This window comes from Pseudomonas sp. WS 5078, from assembly GCF_012985745.1.
Classification (GTDB): Bacteria; Pseudomonadota; Gammaproteobacteria; order Pseudomonadales; family Pseudomonadaceae; genus Aquipseudomonas; species Aquipseudomonas lundensis_A.
In genome coordinates this window covers 15590-38719 of sequence record NZ_JAAQWX010000019.1, presented here as the reverse complement: position 1 = coordinate 38719, position 23130 = coordinate 15590, and the positions used below count along the sequence as shown (strand labels likewise).

The window sequence follows — 23130 nt, the reverse complement described above, 5'->3', positions numbered from 1 at the left end:
AAACGAAAGTTAACAACGCATAAGGCATGTTCACTTATGAACATGTCGCACAGGTGTAATACCTCAAGCACCTGTCCCGTTGTCACTGCGGTGACGCAAAGGCCTGCCCTCCTTATCCATCAAGGCTTCCAGATACGTTTAAGGGATGGACACTGGCGGTTAAACCGGACGGCTCCCACGCTTCGTTGGGAAACCGAGACCTGAAAGAATTGGCGACAAATTTTTATCATCAGCTCTTTCTGCACTGATGCAGGCGTGTACCGCGCAGCTTGGGAGAAAGCATGAAGAGTTTGGTGGGGTTGTTCGTCTTAATGATGTCGCTGAAGGCGTTGGCCGGTGATTCCGCGCCTACGTTGCAGTACCAGGTAAAGCCTGTTTATCCCAAAGAACTGCAACGTATCGGCTTGCCAGGCGAAGTACGAACCCGGTTCAAGGTCAACCCGGATGGTTCAGTGGCCGATCTCGAAATTCTTTACAGCACGCACCCCGAATTTGCGGGCGCGGCGCTGAAAGCAATGAGTGAATGGCGTTTTTCGGCCTGGAAGCAAGAAGAGGGTGGCCCCAAGCACATGGTATTTTTCTCACCCTTGGTTTTCACGGTGAGCGATACCCGTGAAGCCTTGGGCAACATGCGCCATTTCGACCTCAAGGGCGCCACCTGCCGCACACTCAATAACGAAGTTTCCCGATTCAATTGGCGCAACCTTAACGTGCTGTCTGGCGGTTTAACCTTGTTCATGGTGACGCGCAATCGCTTGATCGACCTGTATATCGCGAAAAAGCTCTCGACCGAACAATTGTCCGAGACGCTGTTTGATCTCGCGCAGGGTATGGCCCAAACAATAAAGACTTGCCAGGCCAAGCCTGGCAGCCTCTTTCTGGACGCGCTTGCGGAAAGTGTAAAAGCGCGGTTGGTGGTCACCGGCCACAAGGATCAGTTGCAACTGGCTGATAAACCTTTGTAAGCCCGGGCCAGTCCGCCGGACTGATTCAGGGTTGATGCCGCCACAAGGCGGCATCCGAGAGTCATTGGGTTTTGAAGCCCGGCTTGCCATGGGCCAGTCGCCATTCGTTCACGATTCGAATGACATCGCGGGGGTCCTTGGCTATGCCGGCTTCGATGTACACCGTTAATTGCAAACCATCCGGGTGTTCAGTGATCGTTAAAAAATGCTCAACCAAGGCGCTGTGTTTTTCTTCAGTGATGCAGTTGAGGCCCCAAATCTGGGTGAACAGTTCAACGAGTTCATGGGCTGTGTAGTCTTCATATTTAGTTTTGATTTTAAATTCCCGCCGTATTCGTTTGTGTTTTCCCTTTGTTGGGAAGACACAAACGTACGTGCGCTTTAAACAGCGGGTGAGGTACATAGTTATGTCACTTGCCTCAATATTGCTCGTTTCTGATGAGCGCGTTATTGCTTTGCTCACCTCGGCCGATAACGAAAAGGATGATGCCGACGTACGACTGTCGGTGATCTGCCACTCAGCTATAACCCTTGGGCTGAGGCGAAACGACCCGTATGCTTGCCCCAAACCGTATAAAGGAGCGAATTGTGAAAGCGTGGATCCTGTTGATGCTGGCCCTGTTGTTGCCGATGGCGGCGGTGGCGGAAGACGCGAAAGAGGGCGAAGCCAAAGTCAGCTATATCAGCCTGACGCCGCCCTTTGTGGGGAATTACGGTCTGGATGGCAGTCCGAAGCTCAAGGTTTACAAGGCCGATATCGCCTTACGTGTTACGGGCGACGAAGCCGCCAAGGTCGTGAAGGCCAACGATCCGTTGATTCGCAATCAGTTGGTCGGTCTGTTTACTCAGCAGACCAGTGAAACCCTGGGCAATGTCGAGAATAAAGAGAAGCTGCGCCAAGAAGCGCTGAAGCAGATCCAGCAGGTCATGACCGATGAGACGGGCAAGCCGCAGGTGGATGATCTGTTGTTCAACAACTTGATCGTTCAGTAAGCCAGCCTTTGGATTCGCCGTGCAGGCACCGGCTTTGTTTGCGCACAGTGCGTCGCGCACAAAGCCGGTGACCAAGGGTCATGCCCGGCGCAAACGTTACGACGCCAGGCTCTTTCGAAACCGCGCCAGGGCAATCGCAAAGAACAGCAGGCCGATGGCGGCCAGCGCCAACAAATCCGGCCACACTACGTCCACACCCGCCCCCCTGAACAGAATTGCCGCGCTCAAACTCACGAAGTGAGTTGAAGGCGAGCACTGCATCACCCACTGCAGCCATTCAGGCATGCTGTCCAGCGGCGTGCTGCCGCCCGAGAGCAAGAGCATCGGGATGATGACCGGGATGGCCAGCAAGCCGAACTGCGGTGTTGAACGGGCGAGGGTGGCGAGGAAAATCCCCAGCGCGGTACTGGCAAACAGATAAAGCGCCGTCACACCCAAAAACAACGCGAGTGACCCGGCCAGCGGCACGCCCAACGCCCATTTGACGATGACCTCCAGCGACACCCAGGTGCAGAGCACCACGACCAGCATGTTGCTCCAGATTTTTGCCAGCATGATTTCCAGCGCTGTCAGGGGCAGCACCAGCAGGTGATCGAGGGTGCCGTGTTCCCGTTCGCGCAATAGCGCGGTGCCGGTTAACACAATGGCCAAAATGGTGATGTTGTTGACGATCTGAATCACCGCCAAAAACCAGCCGCCCTCCAGGTTCGGGTTGAACAGTGCCCGTGCGTTGATAAGTGCTGGGGTGTTTGCCGCTGCATTGGCCTGACCGGTGTAGTTGAGCAGTTCACGCTGGAAGATACGCCCGATGTAACCCGCCCCCATAAACGCCTGGCTCATGGCTGTTGCATCGACGTTTACTTGCAGACCCGGTTCGCGCCCGGCCAGCAAGTCCGCCTGAAAATTGGCCGGTACGTTGATGACAAACGTGTATTGGCCGCCATCCATGGACTCGTCCAACTGATCGTAAGGCAGTGCTTGCGGGGTTTTGAATTCCGGTGGCAGCAATGACTCGCTGAGCTTGCGCGACAAGGCGCTGTGGTCTTCATCGACAATCGCGACGCTGGCGTTGTGCACGCCAATAATTGATCCCGCCGCCGGCATGTAAATCGCCACCGTGAAGGCGTAGAACAAAAACAGCAGCAGCACGCTGTCATGGCGCAGGCTGGTGAGTTCTTTGATCCCCAGGCGCAGGATATGCGAGAGCTTGTGCATCAAACCTCCTGCTTCTTGAGCATGATGAGACTCAAGCCGGTAAAGGCGACGAAGAAGCCCAGCAGCGCCAAGCATTGCGGCCACAGCTGGCGCAAATCCAGGGCTTTGGTGAAGGTCCCCACGGCAATGTCCAGAAAGTGCCCGGCGGGGAACAGCATGCCCATTAACGCCGCAGAGCCGTCCAGTGACGAGCGCGGCACGATGAGGCCGGAGAACTGGATGGTCGGCAGGCTGGTGATGATCATGGTGCCGAGGATCGCTGCGATCTGGGTGCGAGTGAATGCCGATATCAGCAGTCCCATGCTGGTGGTCGACAGCACATACAAAAGCCCGCCGAGGGCCAATGTCAGCGCGCTGCCTTTAAACGGCACCCCGAATAGCCAGCGGTTCATGGCAACCAGCAAGGCCAGATTGACCAGACTGACGGCCAGATAGGGCATCTGTTTGCCCAGCAGAAATTCAAGCCGGGTCAGTGGCGTGGCGTAAAAGTTGGTGATGGAGCCCAGCTCTTTTTCGCGCACGATGCCCAGGGCTGTCAGCATCGCGGGGATAAAGGCAAGGATCAGCGCCATCACGCCCGGCCCGATTGCATTCACGCTAACCACGTCCTGGTTGTAGCGAAAGCGTGTTTCGAGTTTGGCCGCCCCTTGTTTGTTCTGCGCCAGACTGCTCAAGGCGGACAGTTGCTCAAGGTTGGATTGATGCACGGATTCAACATAGTTACGGCTGGTTTCTGCGCGAAACGGCATGCCGCCATCCAGCCACGCGGCGACGGTGGGCTGGCGGCCGGCGTACAGGTCGCGCCCAAAGCCAGGCGGGATTTCCAGTGCGATTTTGATTTCTGAGCGTTGCAGACGCTTGTGCAGTTCTTCTGCACTGTGGATGGGCGCGTGTTCTTCGAAGTAACGCGAGCTGCGGAAGGCTTCCAGGTACGCGCGGCTTTGCGGGCTTTGGTCCTGGTCGTAAACAGCGAACGCCAGGTTTTCCACGTCCAGCGAAATGCCGTAGCCGAAAATTACCATCATGAACACCGCCCCCAGCAAGGCGAATGCCATGCGAACTTTGTCGCGCAGCAGCTCTTTGGATTCGCGGCTGGCCACGGCAATCAGCCGAGTCAGGCTGAAGCCGCTTTTGCCGGGCGGTGGCGGGGCGTTGACCACCACAGCGCCAGTCTCGGGAGCGGGTACCGTGCTAGCGTCCTGCTCGTTTTGCGCGTGCTCCAAGCAGGTAACGAATGCGGCTTCCAGCGTCTCGCCGTGAAACTGTTGCTGCAATGCATCGGGGGTGTCGCAGGCCAATACTTTGCCCGCGTGCATCAACGAAATGCGGTCGCAGCGCTGGGCTTCGTTCATGAAGTGGGTGGACAAGAAGATCGTCACGCCCTGATCCCGCGACAGCTCGATCAGCAACCGCCAGAAATCGTCGCGCGCGGCCGGATCAACCCCTGAGGTGGGCTCGTCGAGGATCAGCACTTCAGGGCGATGCAATACCGCCACTGCCAGCGACAGGCGTTGACGCAAGCCCAGTGGCAGTTCGCCGGACTGTTGCTCGGCAATGTCCGCCAGATCAAAACGCTCGATCAGCTCTTGAATCCGCGCGCGACTGTCCTGCTTGGGCAAGTCGAATAGCTGTGCGTGTAAAACCAGATTCTGCCGCACGCTCAACTCGCCATACAGCGAGAAGCTCTGAGACATGAAACCCACGCGTTTGCGCGTAGCCAGGTCTTTGGCATCCACCGGATTACCGAGCAGTTTGGCGCTGCCTTCGGTGGCGGGCATAAGTCCGGTCAGCACTTTCATGGTGGTGGTTTTGCCACAACCGTTGGAGCCCAGAAAACCGAAGATTTCGCCGCGTCCGATGGCGAAACTGACGTTATTCACGGCGGTAAAATCGCCGAATTTGAGGGTCAGGTCATGGGCTTCGATGGCGATATCGCTGTTGTCGCTGACCCGTGGCGGAATCACCAACGGTTCGTTGCTGTGGCCGGTGTCGCCCTGATAGTGGGTAAACGCTTCGTCCAGTTTGCCGGTGGCAGTGATCGCCGCCAGTTCCTGCGTGAGCCCGGTAGCAATCAATGTGCCGCGGTCGAGCATCAGGCAGTGCTCGAACTGTTCCGCCTCTTCCATGTAGGCCGTGGCAACCAGCAGAGTCAGCTGCGGGCGCTGGCTGCGTACGTCGTCAACCAGTTCCCAGAAGCGCCGACGGGAAAGCGGGTCGACGCCGGTGGTGGGTTCGTCAAGGATCAGCAGGTCGGGCTCGTGAATCAGCGCGCAACACAGCCCGAGCTTTTGCTTCATCCCCCCGGACAACTTACCCGCCGGACGTTCGGCAAATCGCTCAAGGTCCGTGGCCTTGAGCAAGTTGGCCATGCGTTGTTCGCAGTCGTCTTTGGACAGACCAAACAAGGTGCCGAAAAAGCGAATGTTTTCGCTGATCGACAACTCCGGGTACAGGTTGCCGCCCAACCCTTGGGGCATGAAAGCAATCAACGGGTAGAGCGTGTTGCGATGGCGGCGATCGTCAATCGGCCCGCCAAGCACTTCAAGGCTGCCTTGCTGAAGCTTTTTGACCCCGGCAATCAGCCCCAGCAAGCTCGACTTGCCCGCACCGTCCGGGCCGATCAGCCCGCAGCGCGTGCCTTTGGGCAAACTGAAGGTGATATCGAGCAGCGCCTGCTGCTTGCCGTAACGGTGGCTGATGCCACTGGCGTTGAGGGCCAGGTCGCTCATTGCAGATTAGCCGGCCAGTCCACGTCGGCAGTGCGCACGTAACCGGCGCCCGGCATGCCGGGCTTGGCTTGCGGCACGGCGCTCGGATCGGTGAGGCGAAGTTTGACGCGGAACACCAGTTTTTGACGCTCGTCGCGGGTTTCGACTTCTTTTGGGGTGAACTGCGATTTGGCCGCCACGAAACTGATTTTTGCGGGTAGGGGCTTGTCGGGCAGGGCGTCGAGCAGGATGCGTGCCTGCGCGCCGACGGTCAGTTTGCCGACCACCGAGGCGGGCAAGTACAGGTTCATGTACTGGTCGCTGGGGTCGATCATCATGAACACGCGTCCGCCCGAGCCCAGTACTTCGCCGGGCTCGGCAAGGCGCAGTTGGATCACGCCGTCGATGGGCGCGCGCAGGCTGCTGTCGTCGATTTCGCTGGTGAGCTGCGCTACTTGAGCTTCGCTGGCGTGAATCGCGGCCCTGGCGGCGGCCACTTGAGCTTGTGCAGCGACTACGGCAGCGTTGCTGGTGTCAAAACGAGCCTGTTGCTGATCCAGTTGCTGGCCACTGGCAAAGCCGCGCTGGGCCAGTTGCCGGAAACGTTTGAGCTCCTGACTGGCGAGCAGCTTTTCGCTTTGGCGCAGTTGTACGTTGGCCTCGTTGGCAGCCAGGGTTTGCCGGGCCCGCAGCACCTCGGCCTCGGCCTGATTACGCGAGGCCTCGAGGGTGCGTGTGTCCATGCGGGCCAGGAGTTGGCCCTTGGTCACGCGATCACCTTCGTCGACCAGCACTTCGGCAAGGCGGCCGGGGATTTTGGCGGCGATTTGGACTTCCGTGGATTCGAGTCGGCCGTTGCCCATGCTGATGCCTTCGGGGAGGCGGTCATGCTGGGATTTCCAGTAACCGAACCCGCCTGCTGCCACCAGCAGGATCACCAACGGAATAACGAAATAATGGGATACACGGTGGTTCTTCGACATGCCAACATCCTGTCTCACAGAGCGCTCTAGTTTGACGGTCTCACTGCCGGGGCGGTTTGATGCCAGTCAAAGGAAGGCCAAAGCCTAGACGCTAATGGACGGTATTGCCGAAGTGATTTTTTCTGTGTGCCGGGGCACGCTTGTGCCTACAGGTGTTGGCTGTGTGTCAGAGCAGTGTCAGTACCGTCGCCCATTGTTCGGCTGTGACGGGCATGACTGAAAGACGGCTGCCTTTTTGGACCAGGGGCATCTCGGCCAGCGCCGTCTGTTGTTTTAGATAATCGAGTTTGATCACCTGAGGAAAGGTTTGCACGTGGGCCACTTGCAACGCACTCCACGGGTTTTTCTCGGTACTGGCTTTGGGGTCGAAGTAATGGCTTTCGGGGTCGAGCGCGGTTGGGTCGGGGTAAGCGGCTTCGACGATGCGGCCAATCCCTGCAATGCCAGGCTGCGGGCAACTGGAATGGTAGAAAAAGAACTCATCGCCCACCGCCATCGCACGCATGAAGTTACGCGCCTGGTAGTTACGGACCCCGTCCCAGCGGGCTTCACCGATTTTCTGCAAGTCGTTGATCGAGAACTCGTCAGGCTCGGATTTCATCAACCAATAGGCCATTTTTCTTCTCCTGAAACATGATGCGAATCATCTTTCTTGAAACATCTTGTTAAACCGACAGCCGGTTGACGCCATCGTTTGCGTGTCGTTACCGGTTGTCGCAGAATGCCGGGATTTTAAGCTTGACGCTGCTGCACGGCCTATAACAAAAACCGTTGCTGTCATCGTGTTGATTTGCCTGAAGGGGGGCAATCGATGAAACGCAAACCGGATGTACTGTGGGTTTTGGCTTTTTTGTTCGGTTTGGGCGTAGTTACAACGGGGTATGCGCAAAGTTTGTGGTCCAACTCGACCGATGCGCCGATTGAACTGGCTCAACAGCAAGTACAACCTTTCAAACGCTAAACTTTCTTGCGTTAACGACTTTTCAGGCATCGCGCGTCGCGTGATGCCCTGGTGACGTGTGGGCGACATACCACTGCTTGTCCGAAACGGTGCCTTGTAACGGCACGTCCCAGCTGGCTTGAGTCAGGTTTTCGACCTTTTGGCATTCGTGGGCCAGGCCTAGCAGTGTCGGCTTGCGCCAGCATTGTCGACGTGCCAGATACGCAAGGCTGCGGTCATAAAACCCGCCGCCCATGCCCAGCCGTCCACCGTTCGGATCGAATCCCACCAATGGCAGCAACACCAGGTCGAGTGTCCAGACCTTGCGTTGGCGTGCATGATTGATGCGCGGTTCGAGAATTCGGAAGCGGTTGGGGATCAGCTTCTCGCCGGGGGCGATACGTTGAAACACCATTTTGGTCCGGGGCCATGCGCTGAGTACAGGCAGGTACGTGATCTTGCCCCGGCGTTGCGCTTCACGCAGCAGCAGGCGCGGGTCGATTTCACCGTCGGTGGGCAAATAAAGGGAAATGTGTTTGGCGCGGCGGAACAGAGGATGTTGCGCCAGTTGCCGGTACAGGCCACGGGCTGCCAGACGTTGCGCGCAAGGCGAAAGTTCGCGGCGGGCGCTGCGCAGTTGGCGGCGAAGTTGCGGGCGGGTAGGTGGCGTGCTGTTCAAGGTCGACACCGAGAAAGCCAATGCCAGCGGAGGGCTGGCATTGCACTGGAAAAATCAGGCTCCCCGACGTACCGCTGTCGGCTTGGCCCTTGAACCCGAAAGTTCAAGGTGGAAGTTGCAGTAGACCTTAAGGCTTTCCGTCGAGCGGACATGCACACCGGTCCAACGTGCAAGCTCCAGGGTAATGCGAATCGGCTCAGGGACATCGCTAACTGGCGAATACTCCAGGGAGTGGCGCGAGTATACCCCAAAGAAACCTTTTGAATCAGCTTTGACGTTCGTTCGGATCAGTGGCAAGCACCAAATCAACGCGTTCCAGCAGGTCGCGCACTTGTTCTCGGGTTGAGCTGCTGGTCTGAACTTCAGCGACCTCCTGCTTGTGCAGCAGATCGTGAGTGATATTGAGCGCGGCCATTACGGCGATGCGATCGGCGCCAATCACTTTGCCGCTGCTGCGGATTTCGCGCATTTTGCCGTCCAGATAACGGGCGGCGCTCACCAGGTTGGTCCGTTCTTCCTGGGGGCACATGATCGAATATTCTTTATCGAGGATATGCACGGTGACGCTATTGCTTGAACTCATGAGTCTTGCTCCAGGGCTTTGAGGCGCGAAATCATCGATTCCACCTTGTGTCGGGCGATTTCGTTTTTTTCAATGAGGTGCGCGCGTTCCTCGCGCCAAGTCTTTTCCTGAGCTAGTAAGAGTCCGTTTTGACTTTTAAGTTGCTCGACCCGGCTAATCAGGAGTTCGAGCCTGGCCATCAGTTCATGCAGGTCGGTGTCTTCCATTGTGTCCTACTGTGTATTTTCTGATGGGTGGGGACGATCAGGCGAGTTGACGCCTTGATGGTCTGGCTCGTCTGCCGATGCTAGGATACAAGGCCTCCATTCTAGACATAGCGCCGCTTGGCGCCTAGCTGACCATGCCTATTCAGAACTCCCCGTACCAAGCCTTTGCCACCCTGCTGAGCACCAGCGGCCATAACGTATCGCCTGCCGAGTTGCATGGCCTGCTGCTGGGCCGCAGTGCGGCCGGCGTTGGCTTTGACCATGATGGCTGGCTGGCTGATGCCGCTGAGCTGTTCCAGAGCGAAACTGAAATCAGTGACAACGTACGCAATGCCTTGATTGGTTTGCAAGAGATGGTCAAGGGTGAGCTGACCAGTGACGACATGACCGTTGTGCTGTTGCTGCCGACAGACGACGCGCCACTGACTGACCGCGCCATTGCTTTGGGCGAATGGTGTCAGGGCTTCCTGGCCGGTTTCGGTCTTAATTACCGCGATAACGCGTTGAGCAATGAAGGTCGCGAAGTGCTGCAAGACTTGGCGGCCATCGCGCAGGTGCAAGATGCGCTTGAAGAATCTGACGATGGCGAAAGCGATTACATGGAAGTGATGGAATACCTGCGCGTCGCGCCGCTGTTGCTGTACACCGAAACTAAAAAGCCTGAAGAGCCTGCGGCCGCCAAGCCTTCGCTGCACTGATCGATCGCCAAGAGGAAACCCGTCTGCCCATGATTCATATCCCGAAATCGGAATACGCACGCCGCCGCAAGGCGCTCATGGCGCAGATGGGGCCCAACAGCATCGCAATATTGCCGGCGGCCCCTGTGGCGATTCGTAATCGTGACGTTGAGCACGTGTACCGTCAGGAAAGTAACTTCCAATACCTGAGCGGTTTCCCCGAGCCAGAAGCGGTCATTGTGTTGATCCCCGGCCGAGCCCATGGCGAATTTGTACTGTTTTGCCGCGAACGCAACCCAGAGCGCGAGCTGTGGGACGGCCTGCGGGCCGGGCAAGAAGGCGCCATGCGCGATTTTGGTGCGCACGACGCATTCCCCATTACCGACATCGACGACATCCTGCCGGGTCTGATTGAGGGACGCGACCGTGTGTATTCGGCGATGGGCAGCAACCCGGAATTCGATCGCCATGTAATGGAGTGGATCAATACCATCCGCTCCAAGGCCAGCCTCGGCGCTCAGCCGCCCAACGAATTTGTTGCCCTGGATCATCTGCTGCATGACATGCGCCTGTATAAATCGGCGGCAGAATTAAAAGTCATGCGCCACGCGGCGCAGATTTCGGCCCGTGCCCATGTCCGTGCCATGCAAGCCAGCCGTCCTGGTTTGCATGAATACAGCCTGGAAGCAGAGCTGGATTATGAATTCCGGAAAAGCGGGGCAAAAATGCCAGCGTATGGCTCGATTGTCGCTTCGGGTGACAACAGCTGCATCCTCCACTACCAAGAGAACGACGCCCTGCTCAAGGACGGCGATCTGGTGCTGATTGATGCGGGCTGCGAGATCGACTGCTATGCCAGCGATATCAGCCGTACCTTCCCGGTCAACGGGAGATTTTCGCCCGAGCAAAAGGCGATTTATGGCGTGGTGCTGGCGGCGCAAGAAGCCGCGTTCGCTGAGATCGCGCCGAATAAGCACTGGAATCAAGCCCACGAAGCCACGGTTAAAGTGATAACGGCGGGGTTGGTGGCGCTCGGGTTATTGCAGGGCGACGTGGAGGAACTGATCGCCAGCGAAGCCTACAAAGCGTTTTACATGCACCGTGCCGGGCATTGGCTGGGGCTGGATGTGCATGACGTGGGTGAGTACAAGGTCGGGGGAGAGTGGCGCGTGCTGGAAGTCGGCATGACCCTCACCGTTGAACCCGGCATCTACATCAGCCCGAACAATCAAGCCGTCGCCAAAAAATGGCGCGGCATCGGTGTGCGGATCGAGGACGACGTAGTGGTCACCAAAAACGGGTGTGAGATTTTGACGGGCGACGTGCCGAAAACGGTAGCCGATATCGAAGCCTTGATGGCCGCAGCCAAGGTGAACGTAGCATGAGTCGAGTCAATCTGGCCATCATCGGTGGCGGGCTGGTGGGCGCGAGCCTGGCGCTGGCATTGCAGGCCGGGGCCAAAGCGCGGGGCTGGAAAATCGTCCTGATCGAACCTTTCGCGCCCGGCAACAGCTACCAGCCCAGCTACGATGCCCGTTCTTCGGCATTGAGCTATGGCGCCCGACAGATCTACGAACGACTGGGGCTGTGGCAGTCAATCGCTGGCCGCGCCGAACCGATCAAAGACATTCATGTGTCCGACCGCGGGCGTTTTTCGACCGCGCGGTTGTCCGCCATTGAAGAAGGCGTCCCGGCGCTTGGCTACGTGGTCGAGAACGCCTGGCTCGGCCAGTGCCTGTGGAAACACCTGGACCCTGACGTCATCACCTGGCGCTGCCCGGCCGAAGTTATCCACATGCAGCCTCTCGAAGACGGTTATCGCCTCACCCTCAACGATGAGACCACGCTCGACTGCGACCTGGCCGTGCTGGCCGACGGCGGGCGTTCGAACCTGCGTGAGCAGTTGGGGATTCATGTCAGTAAGCGTCCTTATGACCAAAGCGCGCTGATCGCCAACATCACCCCGAGCGAAGCCCATTGCGGGATGGCCTTTGAGCGCTTTACGGACGAAGGCCCAATGGCCTTGCTGCCGCTGCCGGAAAACCGCTGCGCGTTGGTGTGGACCCGCTTGGGAATGGACGCCGAGCGTCTGGCCGCGCTGGATGAGCGTAGCTTCCTCAGCGAGTTGCAGGGCGTGTTCGGTTATCGTCTGGGCACCCTCAAGCAAGTGGGGGCGCGGCATTTGTACCCGCTGACGCTGATCGAGGCGCAAGAGCAAGTACGCCCGCACCTGGCCGTGCTGGGTAATGCCGCCCACAGCCTGCATCCGATTGCTGGTCAGGGTTTCAACCTGTCGCTGCGCGATGCGCAAGCCTTGGCTGAAGCGTTGCTGGCGAGCGACAGACACCCCGGTGACCTTGCCACGCTGTTGAGTTATCAACAGCGCCAACAACGCGATCAGCAATTGACGATTGGCTTCTCGGATCAGGTGACGCGCCTGTTTGGCAGCGATCAGACGCTGGTGTCGTTCGGTCGCAACCTGGGCCTGCTGGGTCTTGATTTGCTGCCTCCGGCCAAACGCTGGTTTGCCCGTCAGGCCATGGGGTTGGGCGCCCGCGCAGACATTTGACGATGGCGGGAGCGTTCGCGTTCCTTGTCGATCCTTTTTTCACGTGCGGCGCTTGCCGCTCACGACACAGGCTTAAAGCATGGAAATGCGCGCAGATCTGCTGATTGTTGGGGCCGGAATGGTCGGAAGCGCCTTGGCGCTGGCGCTCAAGGACAGTGGGTTGAAAATCCTGCTGCTCGATGGCGGGCCGCTGAGCGTTACACCGTTCAGCCCGGCTGATACCTTTGAGCCTCGTGTCAGCGCCTTGTCGGCTGCCAGCCAGCGCATTCTGCAACGCTTGGGTGCGTGGGACGGGATTGTCGGCCGTCGGGTCAGCCCGTATTCGCACATGCACGTGTGGGACGGCAGCGGAACGGGCCAGATCCATTTCTCGGCAGCCAGCGTGCATGCCGACGTACTGGGTCATATCGTCGAAAATCGCGTCGTGCAGGATGCGTTGCTGGCGTGTTTGCAGAGCAGCGATATCGAATTGCTGGCCAATGCGCGACTGGAGCAAATGCGCCGCTCGGGTGACGAGTGGCTGCTGACACTGGCGGACGGTCGCACCTTGCGCGCTCCGCTGGTGATCGCGGCTGATGGCGCCAACTCGGCGGTGCGCCGCCTGACGGGCTGTCAGACCCGTGAATGGGACTACATGCATCACGCCATTGTTACCAGTGTGCGGTGCGCCCAGCCGCATCAGCAAACCGCCTGGCAGCGATTCACTGACCATGGGCCTTTGGCATTTTTACCGTTGGAGCGCGATGGCCAGCAGGACTGGTGCTCGATTGTCTGGTCCACCACGCCTGAAGACGCTCAGCGTCTGATGGCACTGGATGACGACGGGTTCTGCCATGAGCTGGAGCTGGCGTTTGAAGGCCGACTGGGGTCGGTACTGAGCGCAGACCCGCGGGTCTGCGTGCCATTGCGTCAACGTCACGCCAAACGCTATGTGGCGCATGGGCTGGCGCTGATTGGCGATGCCGCGCACACCATTCACCCGTTGGCCGGGCAGGGCGTTAACCTCGGTTTCCTCGACGCTGCGGTGTTGGCGCACGTGCTGTTGCATGGCGTGGATCGTGGCGAGTGTCTTGCCGATATCAAAGTATTAAGCCGTTTCGAACGTCGTCGCATGCCGCACAATCTGGCGTTGATGGCCGCGATGGAAGGTTTTCAGCGACTGTTCCAGGCGGATTCACTCACCGCACGCCTACTGCGCAACAGCGGCCTGAAATGGGTTAACCAAATGCCCGAGGCTAAAGCAGTATTCGTGCGTCAAGCACTAGGGTTGACCGGGGATTTGCCGCCATTGGCCAAGCCGTGATCGCCTCCCTGCTTGCGCTTGCAACATCTGGTAACGCCTCGGGGGCGAGTTAGGTTGAGCTGGCAAATGTGATTCACTACCATTTACGCCCGATTCGCATCTAGAGAGACCGCCCCTCATGTTGGCACCCAAGCGTCTACTGACTGCCCTGGCCCTGACCGTTTTTGCGAGCAGCGTTTATGCTGCCGACGAAGTGGTGGTTTACTCCTCGCGTATTGACGAGTTGATCAAGCCGGTATTTGACGCCTACACCGCGAAAACCGGGGTCAAGGTCAAGTTCATCACTGACAAGGAAGCGCCGCTCATGCAGCGCATCAAGGCAGAAGACCAGAACGCTACTGCTGACCTGTTGTTGACCGTCGACGCAGGCAACCTGTGGCAAGCCGAGCAAATGGGCATTCTGCAGCCGTTCACCTCCGCAGTGATCGACAAAAACATCCCGCCGCAATACCGGTCTTCTTCCCACGCATGGACGGGCCTGAGCCTGCGCGCGCGCACCATCGCCTATTCCACTGACCGCGTTAAGCCTGAAGAACTGTCCACCTACGAAGCCTTGGCGAATAAAGAGTGGGAAGGCCGCCTGTGCCTGCGCACGGCCAAAAAGGTGTACAACCAGTCGCTGACCGCCACCATGATTGAAGTGAATGGGGCCGACAAAACCGAAGAGATCCTCAAGGGCTGGGTGAACAACCTGTCCACCGACGTGTTCTCGGATGACATCGCAGTGCTGGAGGCGATCAACGCCGGTCAATGCGACGTAGGCATCGTCAACACGTACTACTACGGCCGCCTGCACAAGCAGAAACCTGATCTGGCCGTGAAGTTGTTTTGGCCCAATCAGGCTGATCGCGGTGTCCACGTCAACCTGTCGGGTATTGGCTTGACCCAATACGCTCCGCATCCAGAAGCCGCCAAGGCACTGGTGGAGTGGATGACCACGCCTGAGGCGCAGTCGATCTTTGCAGGCACCAACCAGGAATTCCCGGCGAACCCAAGCGTTCCACCTTCTGCTGAAGTGGCCAGTTGGGGTGAGTTCAAGGCAGACGCCCTGCCGGTTGAAGTGGCGGGCAAGCGTCAGGCTGAAGCTATCCGCATGATGGACCGCGCAGGCTGGAATTGAGTCGAATGTAACGCACACCTTCGCCCTGGCCCTCTACCGTGAAAGAGGGCTGGCGCGAGGGCTAAACCCTTCCACATCGTGTCGCAACGCAACCTACAATCCTCGTCCCTCCTATCTTCCGAGAGTCCTTTGTGGCACATCCCGCCCAACGTCGCTGGTATCCGCTGGTTTTTACCATTGCTGCTCTGGTGCTTTTGCCCCTGAGTGTATTGCTGCTGTCCTGGCAAAGTGTGGATACACAGATCTGGAGCCATTTGTGGGACACGCAAATGCCGCGTCTGCTGGGCAACACGCTGACGCTGATTGCGGGGGTAGGGGTAGGCGTCACGCTGCTGGGTGTCAGCCTCGCGTGGCTCACCAGTTTGTGCGAATTCCCCGGCAGGCGCTGGCTGGACTGGGCGCTGATGCTACCGTTTGCGATCCCGGCCTATGTGCTGGCGTTTGTATTCGTCGGCTTGCTGGACTTCGCCGGGCCCGTGCAAACGCTCCTGCGCGAATGGTTCGGCATGGGGTTGCGTCTGCCTCGTGTGCGCTCAACCGGCGGCGTGATCATCGTGCTGATTCTGGTGTTTTACCCGTATGTCTATTTGCTGGCGCGCACGGCCTTTCTGGCCCAGGGCAAAGGCTTGATGGAGGCGGCGCGGGTTTTAGGTCAGAGCCCGTGGCAGGCATTCTGGCGCGTGGCGTTGCCCATGGCGCGCCCGGCGATCGGTGCGGGGGTGGCGCTGGCGCTGATGGAGACGCTGGCTGATTTTGGCGCCGTGTCGGTGTTCAATTTCGACACGTTCACCACGGCGATCTACAAAACCTGGTACGGTTTTTTCAGTCTCTCAACCGCCGCGCAACTGGCCAGCCTGCTGCTATTGGTGGTTATGATCGTGCTCTATGGCGAACGCCGCGCCCGGGGCGCCAGCCGTGCGAGTAATGAGCGTCCGCGTGGCAAAGCCCTCTATCACCTCTCCGGGCCTAAGGCTTGGCTGGCCAGCGGGTGGTGCTCATTGGTGTTTGCCTGTGCATTTGTGATCCCGATGTTGCAACTGATGGTGTGGTTTTGGCTGCGCGGGCGGTTTGACCTCGATGAGCGTTATACAGGCCTGATTCTGCACACCTTGTATTTGGGTAGCATGGCGGCGCTCATCACTGTCTGTGTGGCTCTGGTACTGGCGTTTGCCCGGCGTCAGGCGCCGACACCGACTATCCGTGCCGGAGTGAGCCTTGCCAACCTGGGCTACGCGCTGCCCGGTTCGGTATTGGCCGTGTCGATCATGTTGGCATTCAGTTATCTGGACCGCGAACTGGTCATTCCACTTTCGGGCTGGCTGGGCGGGGCGGGCAAGCCGTTGCTACTGGGCAGCCTGTCAGCCTTGTTGTTGGCCTATCTGGTGCGCTTTATCGCCGTCGCTTATGGCCCGCTCGAAAACAGCCTGGCGCGCATCCGTCCGTCTTTGCCCGAAGCTGCCCGCAGCTTGGGTGTAAGTGGCCCGCGACTGTTTTTCAAAGTGTATCTACCGCTGTTATTGCCGGGGACATTGAGTGCGGCGCTGCTGGTGTTTGTCGACGTGCTCAAGGAAATGCCCGCAACCCTTCTAATGCGGCCCTTCGGTTGGGACACACTGGCCGTGCGCATCTTCGAAATGACCAGTGAAGGCGAATGGGCTCGCGCCTCCTTGCCCGCCCTGACACTGGTACTGGTGGGCTTGTTGCCGGTCATCGGGTTGATTCGACGTTCGGCCCATCGAATCGGCTAGGTGTCAGTGCACCGGCATGCGGCTACAATGCGCGGCATTCGGTGCGGTCTGTCAATCAGGCCAGGTTCCCTGCGCAGCGTAAGAAAGCTGACTTAACTAGCTTGAAACGCTTTGCACGCCTGCCCGCACCTTCGCCAATCCCGGAAGGAGGAACCCATGGGACAGCGTACGCCTATGTATGACCTGCATCTCGCCCTCGGCGCGAAGATGGTCGATTTTGGCGGTTGGGACATGCCTTTGCATTACGGCTCGCAGGTGGAGGAACACCACGAGGTGCGTCGGGACTGTGGAGTATTTGATGTCTCGCACATGACCGTGATTGATGTCGGCGGAGCGCAGGCCAGGGAATGGCTTCAGTACTTGCTGGCCAATGATGTCGAACGCCTTCAAACACCAGGCCGTGCGCTGTACAGCGCGATGCTCAATGAAAAGGGCGGCGTGGTCGACGATATGATCGTTTACCTCAGGGCCGACGGTTACCGGTTGGTGGTCAACGCAGCGACCCGCGATCAGGATCTGGCGTGGATGACGGCTCAATCCCGAGGTTATGACGTGCAGGTGCAGGAGCGCCCGGAGCTGGCGTTACTGGCGATTCAGGGCCCGCAGGCCCGGCACAAGGTTGCCGAACTGGTGAGTCAGGCCCGCAGCGAGGTGATTCACCAGCTCAAACCGTTCGAAGGGCTGGACGTGGGCGACTGGTTCATTGCCCGCACCGGGTATACCGGCGAAGACGGGCTTGAAATCATGCTCCCCGCCGATCAAGCGCCCGCGTTCTTCAACGATCTGGTCGGCGCAGGTATCTCCCCAATCGGACTCGGCGCGCGCGACACGTTGCGGCTTGAGGCTGGCATGAACCTGTATGGTCAGGACATCCACCTGTCGGTCTCGCCCCTGTGCGCCAACATGGCGTGGACCATTGCCTGGGAACCCGCTTCGCGCGCGTTCATCGGGCGCGAAGCGCTGGAGGCCGAAAAAGCAGGCGGCGTGCAGTTGAAACTGGTGGGTTTGGTATTGGAAGAGCGAGGCGTCCTACGTGCTCATCAGGTCGTTCGTATCGCTGATGTTGGCGAAGGAGAGATAACCAGTGGTAGTTTCTCTCCTACGCTAAGCAAATCGATAGCCTTGGCCCGCGTTCCGATCGCTACGGCTGACCGTGCTGAAGTCGAAATTCGTGGCAAGTGGTACCCGGTTCGCGTGGTGAAACCCACATTTGTACGTCATGGCAAAGCCTTGATCTAACCTTTACCGGCAGGCTTGCGCTGTGTGCAGGCCGCTGACATTTCTTCTTGAGGACACTGAATATGAGCCTGATCCCTGCTGAGTTGCGCTTTGCTGAAAGTCACGAGTGGGCCCGTCTGGAAGCAGACGGCACTGTCACTGTAGGTATCAGTGATCACGCTCAGGAAGCGTTGGGGGATGTGGTGTTCGTTGAGTTGGCCGAAGTGGGCAAAGTCTTTTCCGCAGGTGACGTGGCAGGCGTTGTTGAATCGGTAAAGGCCGCCTCTGATATTTATGCGCCTGTGTCGGGTGAAGTGATAGCCGTCAATGAAGACCTGGCAAACAGTCCTGAATACCTGAACAGCGAACCTTACGGGAGCTGGATCTTCAAACTCAAGCCAGGCAATACCGCTGAGTTGGACAAACTGCTGGATGCTGCTGGTTACAAAGCCGCCATCGGCGAGTAAGTCCGACAGGACCTTTGCTGCCGGCAGATATCTCTACCGGCAGCGAAAACCGGTTACGCGTTTTGCAACACAGTCTTTACGGCATTAACCGACCGTTCGACATCGGCTTTGGTCATGGCTGTAAACATCGGCAATGACACAATCAGTCGCCCTACGCGTTCTGCGACAGGGAACATTCCTTCTTTGAAACCTTGCGCGCGGTACAAGCTCAGCAAGTGAATGGGTGGGTAGTGATAGCCCACGCCCACTCCCAATGCCTGCATCTCTTTCATGAACGTTGCCCGTGCCGGTTGGCCGTCCTTGCGTTCAGGCAATACCAGCTGGAACAAATGCCAATTGGTATTGCTGAAATCAGCCACAGGCAATTGCGCGCCGTATTCGGCTTCAAAGCCAGCGCCGAAACACTCGAAATAATGCCTGGCCAGTTCGCGACGGTGCGCGGTAATCGCCTCGATATGAGCGAACTGCCCCAGACCGATGGCAGCCGCAATGTCAGTCATGTTGAACTTGCCACCCAGTACGTCAACATCCAGCCCATCGAAGCCGGTACGGGTGACACCTTGCAGGCGGTATTTTTCCGCCAGTCGTGCTTCGTCTTCGTTATTGAGCACCAGGCACCCACCCTCAGACGAGGTGATGTTCTTGTTGGCCTGAAAACTGAAAGACACAAAATCACCGCGTGCACCGATTCGCTGTCCGTCCCAGCTGGAGCCCAGCGCCTGGGCCGCGTCTTCGACCACACGCAGGCTGTGTTTCTTGGCCAGGGCGTACAGCGCATCCATATCCACTGGGAGGCCGGAGAGGTACACCGGAATAATGGCTTTGGTGCGCGGCGTGATCGCGGCTTCGACTTTTTTCAGGTCGATATTGCGCGTAATCGGATCAATATCGGCGAACACCGGTGTGGCGCCGACTTCGAGAATTACGTTGGCCGTGGCTACCCAGGAAATCGGTGTCGTAATGACTTCGTCACCGGCCCCGATACCGGCAATGCGCAGGGCGATTTCCATGGTGCAGGTTCCGGAATTGAACGTGCGCACCGGGCGCCCGCCAAAGTACGCCGATAATTGCGCCTCGAATGCCTGAACCTTTGGCCCGCTGGTGATCCAGCCCGAGCGCAACACGTCGCCCACGGCAGCAATGGTGGCTTCATCAATGGTTGGTTTGGAAAAAGGCAGGAAAGGCAGCGAGCTCATAAAGGCATGACGTCCGATGTGAATGAGGAATGAGTGACCATAGAGCAATAGCACAAGGTTCAAATCATACCCAGAGGATGAATCACATCAGGTGAAATTTCTGTATGAAGGCTGAATGAAGCGCTGGATTGCATCGCGTTAACGGCTGACGTTGGTGGCGAGGCACGGGGCTGCAATCACTTACTCAGTGATCGCAGCCCCGCATGCAGTGCCTCAGCGACTACAGACCGGATTTATTCAGCCGTCGCATTTTTCGCCAGAATCGCATTGGCCAGGTCCATGTCACTGACTTTCAAGTTCGGGTTCTCAGCGCGCACTTGCTGCATGGCGGATTCCAGGTACGGGCCACGAATCTCGCCGTTGCTGGCCACAAAACTGCCCGCGTCATCTTGAGCGGCGATTACCTTACGGTCTTTTTTGAACGTCAGGTAGGTGGAACCGGTGGTCGCACCGGACGACAGGACGTTGCGCCAGAAGCTGTCGGCCATCGCTGAGCCAACAGGAAGGGTCAACAAAGCGGCAGCGGCAACAGCATATTTGAGACGCATGATGGGAAACTCCGGATAAATTAACTAACAACTTTGATTCTAGTCAGTGTTAGAGAGTTCCGTAACCTTACGTCACAATTTCCACGACAATCACGACCCCATTCTGAGCGATCACCCGAACGGCAGTGCCCACCTCGGCGTCAGGCCCTTCAGCCATCCATACAAGCGGCAAGCCAGGCACCGAACACCTCTAAGGTCAGCAGCACTGCAGCGAGTGCCAGCCAGTCCCAGTGGTTGAGGCTTTGCATGAATTCCCACATGCCTCAGCTCTTTGTTTTAGCGAATGAGGCGTGGCGCGCGCCTCTGCTTCCGCCTGACGCTCACGGGCTTCAGATGCGAGAAATGCTGCCTGACGACCGCCTTCAGCTTCCAGAATTTGGGCTTTTTTTTACCCTCAGCCGTCAAAATTGCAGAGGCGCACAAACCTTCGGCTTCAAGGATTAGAGCTCTCTTGATTCGTTCGGCTTTCATTTGGCCTGACATGGCGGCCATCAAATCTGCTGGCGGGCTGATGTCTTTAATCTCGATTCGAGTAATTTTGATCCCCCATGGAGCTGTTGCTTCATCGACCGTGCGCAACAGTTTTTCATTGATACCGTCACGCTGGCTGAGCATGGCATCCAGCTCCATTGAGCCAAGCACTGTTCGAATGTTGGTTTGCAGAAGGTTGCGAATAGCATGCTCGAGGTTGTTGACCTCATAGGCAGCCTGGGCGGCGTTAAGTTTGAGGTGACTCGAGATAAATTCGAAAAATTTTTATCCCTCGCGCACACACCAGAATCGGTTAAATAGTGTTCAAAATAATTCAACTAAACGGTGCTGACGCGTAATGCTTCATGCATGGAAGTTACCCCTGTCGCCACTTTGTGCGCCGCCGCCAGTCTTAAGTGGCGCATGCCTTCGGCGCACGCCGCTCTGCGCAGCACGTTGATATCAGTGTCATGGCTAATAAAGGTCTTGAGCGTGTCAGTCATCAACATGATTTCGTAAATGCCAGCTCGGCCGTTGTAGCCAGTCTCCCGACAGTGATCGCAGCCTGTGGCATCAAAAACGCTGGAGGGCGCGGGACTGTCGGGTGCGAAGTAGTGCCAATCATCGGGTGACACGCTGTGCTCGCTTTTGCAGTCCGGGCATAAGATTCGTATCAATCGTTGGGCCATCACCCCCAGCAAGGTGGCTTTGATCAAATAGGGCGCCACGCCGAGTTCCTGTAAACGGCTAATGGCCCCGGGTGCATCGTTGGTGTGCAACGTCGACAAAACCAAGTGCCCGGTCAGTGCGGCTTGAATCGCCATTTCAGCGGTTTCCAGGTCGCGTATTTCACCGAGCATGATGATGTCAGGGTCTTGTCGCATAAGCGCACGCACCCCGTTGGCAAAGGTTAGATCTATGTTGGGCTGCACCTGTGTCTGGTTGAAGGCAGGCTCAACCATTTCAATCGGATCTTCAAGCGTGCACACGTTGCTCTGCGGCGTGGCCAACTGCTTGAGCGTTGCGTACAACGTGCTGGTTTTACCCGACCCCGTGGGGCCTGTGATCAAAATAATGCCGTTGGGCTGACGGGTCATATGGTCCCAGCGCTGGATGTCTTCAGCGCTGAAGCCGAGCTGGTCAAACCCCTTGAGTAAAACGTGCGGGTCGAAAATCCGCAGCACCATTTTTTCGCCAAAAGCGGTGGGCAGGGTGGCGAGCCGCAGCTCGACTTCGGCACCTGCCGGGGTTTTGGTTTTGATGCGGCCGTCTTGAGGTTTGCGTTTTTCAGCGACATTCATACGGCCCAGGCTTTTCAGGCGGCTGACCACTGCGGTCGTGACGTGTACCGGAAAGTGATAAACGTTGTGCAGAATGCCATCAATGCGCAATCGCACGGCCCCTTGCTCGCGCCGGGGTTCGATATGGATATCGCTGGCCCGCTGTTCGAACGCGTGCTGAAACAACCAGTCGACGATATGAACGATATGGGCATCGTTGGCATCGGGTTCCTGATTGCCTGCGCCAAGGTTAAGCAACTGCTCAAGGTTGGGCAGGGAGCTGGTTTTTTGATCAGTGAGCGCTGCCCCGGTCACGGATTTGGCCAAACGGAACAGTTCCGTTCCCAGCCTGGCAATCTCAAGCGGGTTGGCAATCACCCGCTTGATTGGGCGATTGAGGGCTTGCCGCAAATCGGCCTCCCAGCCCTTCACATTGGGTTGTGCGCTGGCAACGGTGATTGAGGTTTGATCGGCTGCAATGGCAAGTATTTGATGGCGTTGAGCGAACGCGCTGGACATGAGCCCGGTGATGCTGGCGGCATCAATTTTCAAGGGGTCAAGGCGCACGTAGGGCTGCCCGCATTGTTGCGCAAGCCACGCCGTGAGGTGCTCAAGGGTGAGGGTTTTGCCGGGGCGGGTGAGATCGGGTAATTGCTGTGTCGCCAGGTACACCAGCGGGTGGACGGGGTCGTGGCAGGTTGTGCGATAACGATTCAAAGCCTGATCGGCCAGTGGCCGGGCTATTAAACCTTGAGCCACAAGCCCCGGCAGGAGCTGTTCAAGGTCAAGCGGGCGATCGGCGGCAGGGTGGGCGTGCATGAAGACTCCTTAGTAATGCACAAGCGCAGACAGGTCCTTGTCTGGCCATGAATACCCAAGCCTAGCCGCGCACTTGGGCGGCGCGACTACCAATTAATACGGGTTATTGCGAGCGCGTTAGCAGGCGGGACGGGACGCACGCCACCTCATGCATCACCAGTTCACAGACACTCACCAGGTTGCGCAACTTTTCGCCAATCACCTGGGCGCGGTGCCAGCTTTGCTCATTGCTGATGATTTCAATGCGTAACACATCGTCTTCGCGCATCACTTCCACGTGCTGCGGAATTAACTGCTGTAAGGCAAACAGGTTCAGTGCGCGGCACAGCACATCGGCTTCAGCCTCCGCCACAATGTGATAACGCACGGTGCAAGGCGCCGTGTTCACGGCCCAGACATCGGCGCGTGTCGAGGCGGGTACGGCTTCAAGATGTGGCATGCA

At 58.0% G+C, this 23130-nt stretch carries 23 protein-coding genes, 1 other RNA gene and 2 pseudogenes; 11 read left to right on the top strand and 15 right to left on the bottom strand.

Annotated elements, in window-relative coordinates:
* Positions 1-281 precede the first annotated feature (281 nt).
* Positions 282-965: an energy transducer TonB gene (locus tag HBN68_RS20410; RefSeq protein ID WP_169964627.1), complete on the top strand. Its 684-nt coding sequence runs from the start codon at positions 282-284 to the stop codon at positions 963-965.
* A 61-nt stretch (positions 966-1026) separates the two neighbouring features.
* Here HBN68_RS20410 and HBN68_RS20405 read toward each other — a convergent pair whose 3' ends face one another.
* A complete protein-coding gene (locus HBN68_RS20405) occupies positions 1027-1368 on the bottom strand; it encodes a bacteriocin immunity protein (protein ID WP_094993262.1) in 342 nt (113 codons plus the stop codon).
* A gap of 185 nt (positions 1369-1553) precedes the next feature.
* Here HBN68_RS20405 and HBN68_RS20400 point away from each other — a divergent pair, with 185 nt between their 5' ends.
* Complete coding sequence (locus HBN68_RS20400; protein ID WP_094993261.1) at positions 1554-1958, top strand: flagellar basal body-associated protein FliL; 405 nt, start codon at positions 1554-1556, stop codon at positions 1956-1958.
* A 96-nt stretch (positions 1959-2054) separates the two neighbouring features.
* Here HBN68_RS20400 and HBN68_RS20395 read toward each other — a convergent pair whose 3' ends face one another.
* The 4 genes from HBN68_RS20395 to HBN68_RS20380 all read right to left on the bottom strand — a co-directional run bounded on the left by HBN68_RS20395 (position 2055) and on the right by HBN68_RS20380 (position 7480).
* The gene (locus HBN68_RS20395; protein WP_169964625.1) at positions 2055-3173 is read right to left on the bottom strand and encodes an ABC transporter permease; all 1119 of its coding nucleotides are present in this window, start codon (positions 3171-3173) and stop codon (positions 2055-2057) included.
* A complete protein-coding gene (rbbA, locus tag HBN68_RS20390; protein ID WP_169964623.1) occupies positions 3173-5902 on the bottom strand; it encodes a ribosome-associated ATPase/putative transporter RbbA in 2730 nt (909 codons plus the stop codon). Before rbbA ends, HBN68_RS20395 begins: the two co-directional genes overlap by 1 nt.
* The gene (locus HBN68_RS20385) at positions 5899-6864 is read right to left on the bottom strand and encodes an HlyD family efflux transporter periplasmic adaptor subunit (protein WP_094993258.1); all 966 of its coding nucleotides are present in this window, start codon (positions 6862-6864) and stop codon (positions 5899-5901) included. The genes rbbA and HBN68_RS20385 overlap by 4 nt, the downstream gene beginning before the upstream one ends.
* Before the next feature lie 166 nt (positions 6865-7030).
* Positions 7031-7480 (bottom strand): EVE domain-containing protein, encoded by a 450-nt coding sequence (locus tag HBN68_RS20380; RefSeq protein WP_094993257.1) that lies wholly within the window; start codon positions 7478-7480, stop codon positions 7031-7033.
* 195 nt (positions 7481-7675) lie between these two features.
* On the opposite strand from HBN68_RS20380, the gene HBN68_RS20375 reads away from it, so the two are divergent.
* Positions 7676-7825 (top strand): hypothetical protein, encoded by a 150-nt coding sequence (locus tag HBN68_RS20375; RefSeq protein ID WP_088500203.1) that lies wholly within the window; start codon positions 7676-7678, stop codon positions 7823-7825.
* A gap of 22 nt (positions 7826-7847) precedes the next feature.
* On the opposite strand, the gene HBN68_RS20370 is transcribed toward HBN68_RS20375, so the two are convergent.
* From HBN68_RS20370 to HBN68_RS20355, 4 genes are all read right to left on the bottom strand, one after another.
* Positions 7848-8483, bottom strand: a complete 636-nt coding sequence (locus HBN68_RS20370) for a 5-formyltetrahydrofolate cyclo-ligase (RefSeq protein ID WP_094993308.1) — start codon at positions 8481-8483, stop codon at positions 7848-7850.
* A gap of 56 nt (positions 8484-8539) precedes the next feature.
* A non-coding RNA gene (gene ssrS, locus HBN68_RS20365) (6S RNA) lies at positions 8540-8717 on the bottom strand.
* A 31-nt stretch (positions 8718-8748) separates the two neighbouring features.
* Positions 8749-9066, bottom strand: a complete 318-nt coding sequence (locus HBN68_RS20360; RefSeq protein ID WP_047279798.1) for a cell division protein ZapA — start codon at positions 9064-9066, stop codon at positions 8749-8751.
* Entirely contained in the window at positions 9063-9272 is a 210-nt protein-coding gene (locus HBN68_RS20355) for a TIGR02449 family protein (protein WP_094993256.1), read from the bottom strand. Before HBN68_RS20355 ends, HBN68_RS20360 begins: the two co-directional genes overlap by 4 nt.
* Before the next feature lie 134 nt (positions 9273-9406).
* Here HBN68_RS20355 and HBN68_RS20350 point away from each other — a divergent pair, with 134 nt between their 5' ends.
* From HBN68_RS20350 to gcvH, 8 genes are all read left to right on the top strand, one after another.
* Positions 9407-9970 carry a YecA family protein gene (locus HBN68_RS20350; protein WP_094993255.1) on the top strand — a complete coding sequence of 188 codons (564 nt, stop codon included), beginning with the start codon at positions 9407-9409 and terminating at the stop codon, positions 9968-9970.
* Between the two features lie 29 nt (positions 9971-9999).
* Complete coding sequence (gene pepP / locus HBN68_RS20345; RefSeq protein WP_169964621.1) at positions 10000-11334, top strand: Xaa-Pro aminopeptidase; 1335 nt, start codon at positions 10000-10002, stop codon at positions 11332-11334.
* Positions 11331-12518: a 2-octaprenyl-6-methoxyphenyl hydroxylase gene (ubiH, locus tag HBN68_RS20340; protein WP_169964619.1), complete on the top strand. Its 1188-nt coding sequence runs from the start codon at positions 11331-11333 to the stop codon at positions 12516-12518. Before pepP ends, ubiH begins: the two co-directional genes overlap by 4 nt.
* Positions 12519-12603: 85 nt before the next feature.
* On the top strand, positions 12604-13821 hold the full coding sequence (locus HBN68_RS20335; RefSeq protein WP_169964688.1) for a 2-octaprenyl-3-methyl-6-methoxy-1,4-benzoquinol hydroxylase: 1218 nt from the start codon (positions 12604-12606) through the stop codon (positions 13819-13821).
* A gap of 118 nt (positions 13822-13939) precedes the next feature.
* The gene (locus HBN68_RS20330) at positions 13940-14941 is read left to right on the top strand and encodes an extracellular solute-binding protein (protein WP_169964617.1); all 1002 of its coding nucleotides are present in this window, start codon (positions 13940-13942) and stop codon (positions 14939-14941) included.
* 131 nt (positions 14942-15072) lie between these two features.
* A complete protein-coding gene (locus HBN68_RS20325) occupies positions 15073-16689 on the top strand; it encodes an iron ABC transporter permease (protein WP_169964615.1) in 1617 nt (538 codons plus the stop codon).
* 156 nt (positions 16690-16845) lie between these two features.
* A complete protein-coding gene (gene gcvT / locus HBN68_RS20320) occupies positions 16846-17928 on the top strand; it encodes a glycine cleavage system aminomethyltransferase GcvT (RefSeq protein ID WP_094993249.1) in 1083 nt (360 codons plus the stop codon).
* Positions 17929-17990: 62 nt separating this feature from the next.
* Complete coding sequence (gene gcvH / locus HBN68_RS20315) at positions 17991-18374, top strand: glycine cleavage system protein GcvH (protein ID WP_169964613.1); 384 nt, start codon at positions 17991-17993, stop codon at positions 18372-18374.
* Positions 18375-18427: 53 nt separating this feature from the next.
* Here the strand turns inward: gcvH and HBN68_RS20310 are convergent, their stop codons facing one another.
* From HBN68_RS20310 to HBN68_RS20290, 6 genes and pseudogenes are all read right to left on the bottom strand, one after another.
* Positions 18428-19570: a DegT/DnrJ/EryC1/StrS aminotransferase family protein gene (locus HBN68_RS20310; protein WP_094993247.1), complete on the bottom strand. Its 1143-nt coding sequence runs from the start codon at positions 19568-19570 to the stop codon at positions 18428-18430.
* A gap of 233 nt (positions 19571-19803) precedes the next feature.
* The gene (locus HBN68_RS20305) at positions 19804-20118 is read right to left on the bottom strand and encodes a DUF2388 domain-containing protein (protein ID WP_094993246.1); all 315 of its coding nucleotides are present in this window, start codon (positions 20116-20118) and stop codon (positions 19804-19806) included.
* A gap of 67 nt (positions 20119-20185) precedes the next feature.
* Positions 20186-20366: pseudogene (locus tag HBN68_RS22330) on the bottom strand (hypothetical protein).
* A pseudogene (locus HBN68_RS20300) lies at positions 20346-20832 on the bottom strand (stomatin-like protein); the annotation flags it as partial. The pseudogenes HBN68_RS20300 and HBN68_RS22330, both read right to left, overlap by 21 nt.
* Before the next feature lie 95 nt (positions 20833-20927).
* Positions 20928-22688 (bottom strand): GspE/PulE family protein, encoded by a 1761-nt coding sequence (locus HBN68_RS20295; RefSeq protein ID WP_169964611.1) that lies wholly within the window; start codon positions 22686-22688, stop codon positions 20928-20930.
* 103 nt (positions 22689-22791) lie between these two features.
* The gene (locus HBN68_RS20290; protein ID WP_094993244.1) at positions 22792-23127 is read right to left on the bottom strand and encodes a hypothetical protein; all 336 of its coding nucleotides are present in this window, start codon (positions 23125-23127) and stop codon (positions 22792-22794) included.
* Positions 23128-23130 lie beyond the last annotated feature (3 nt).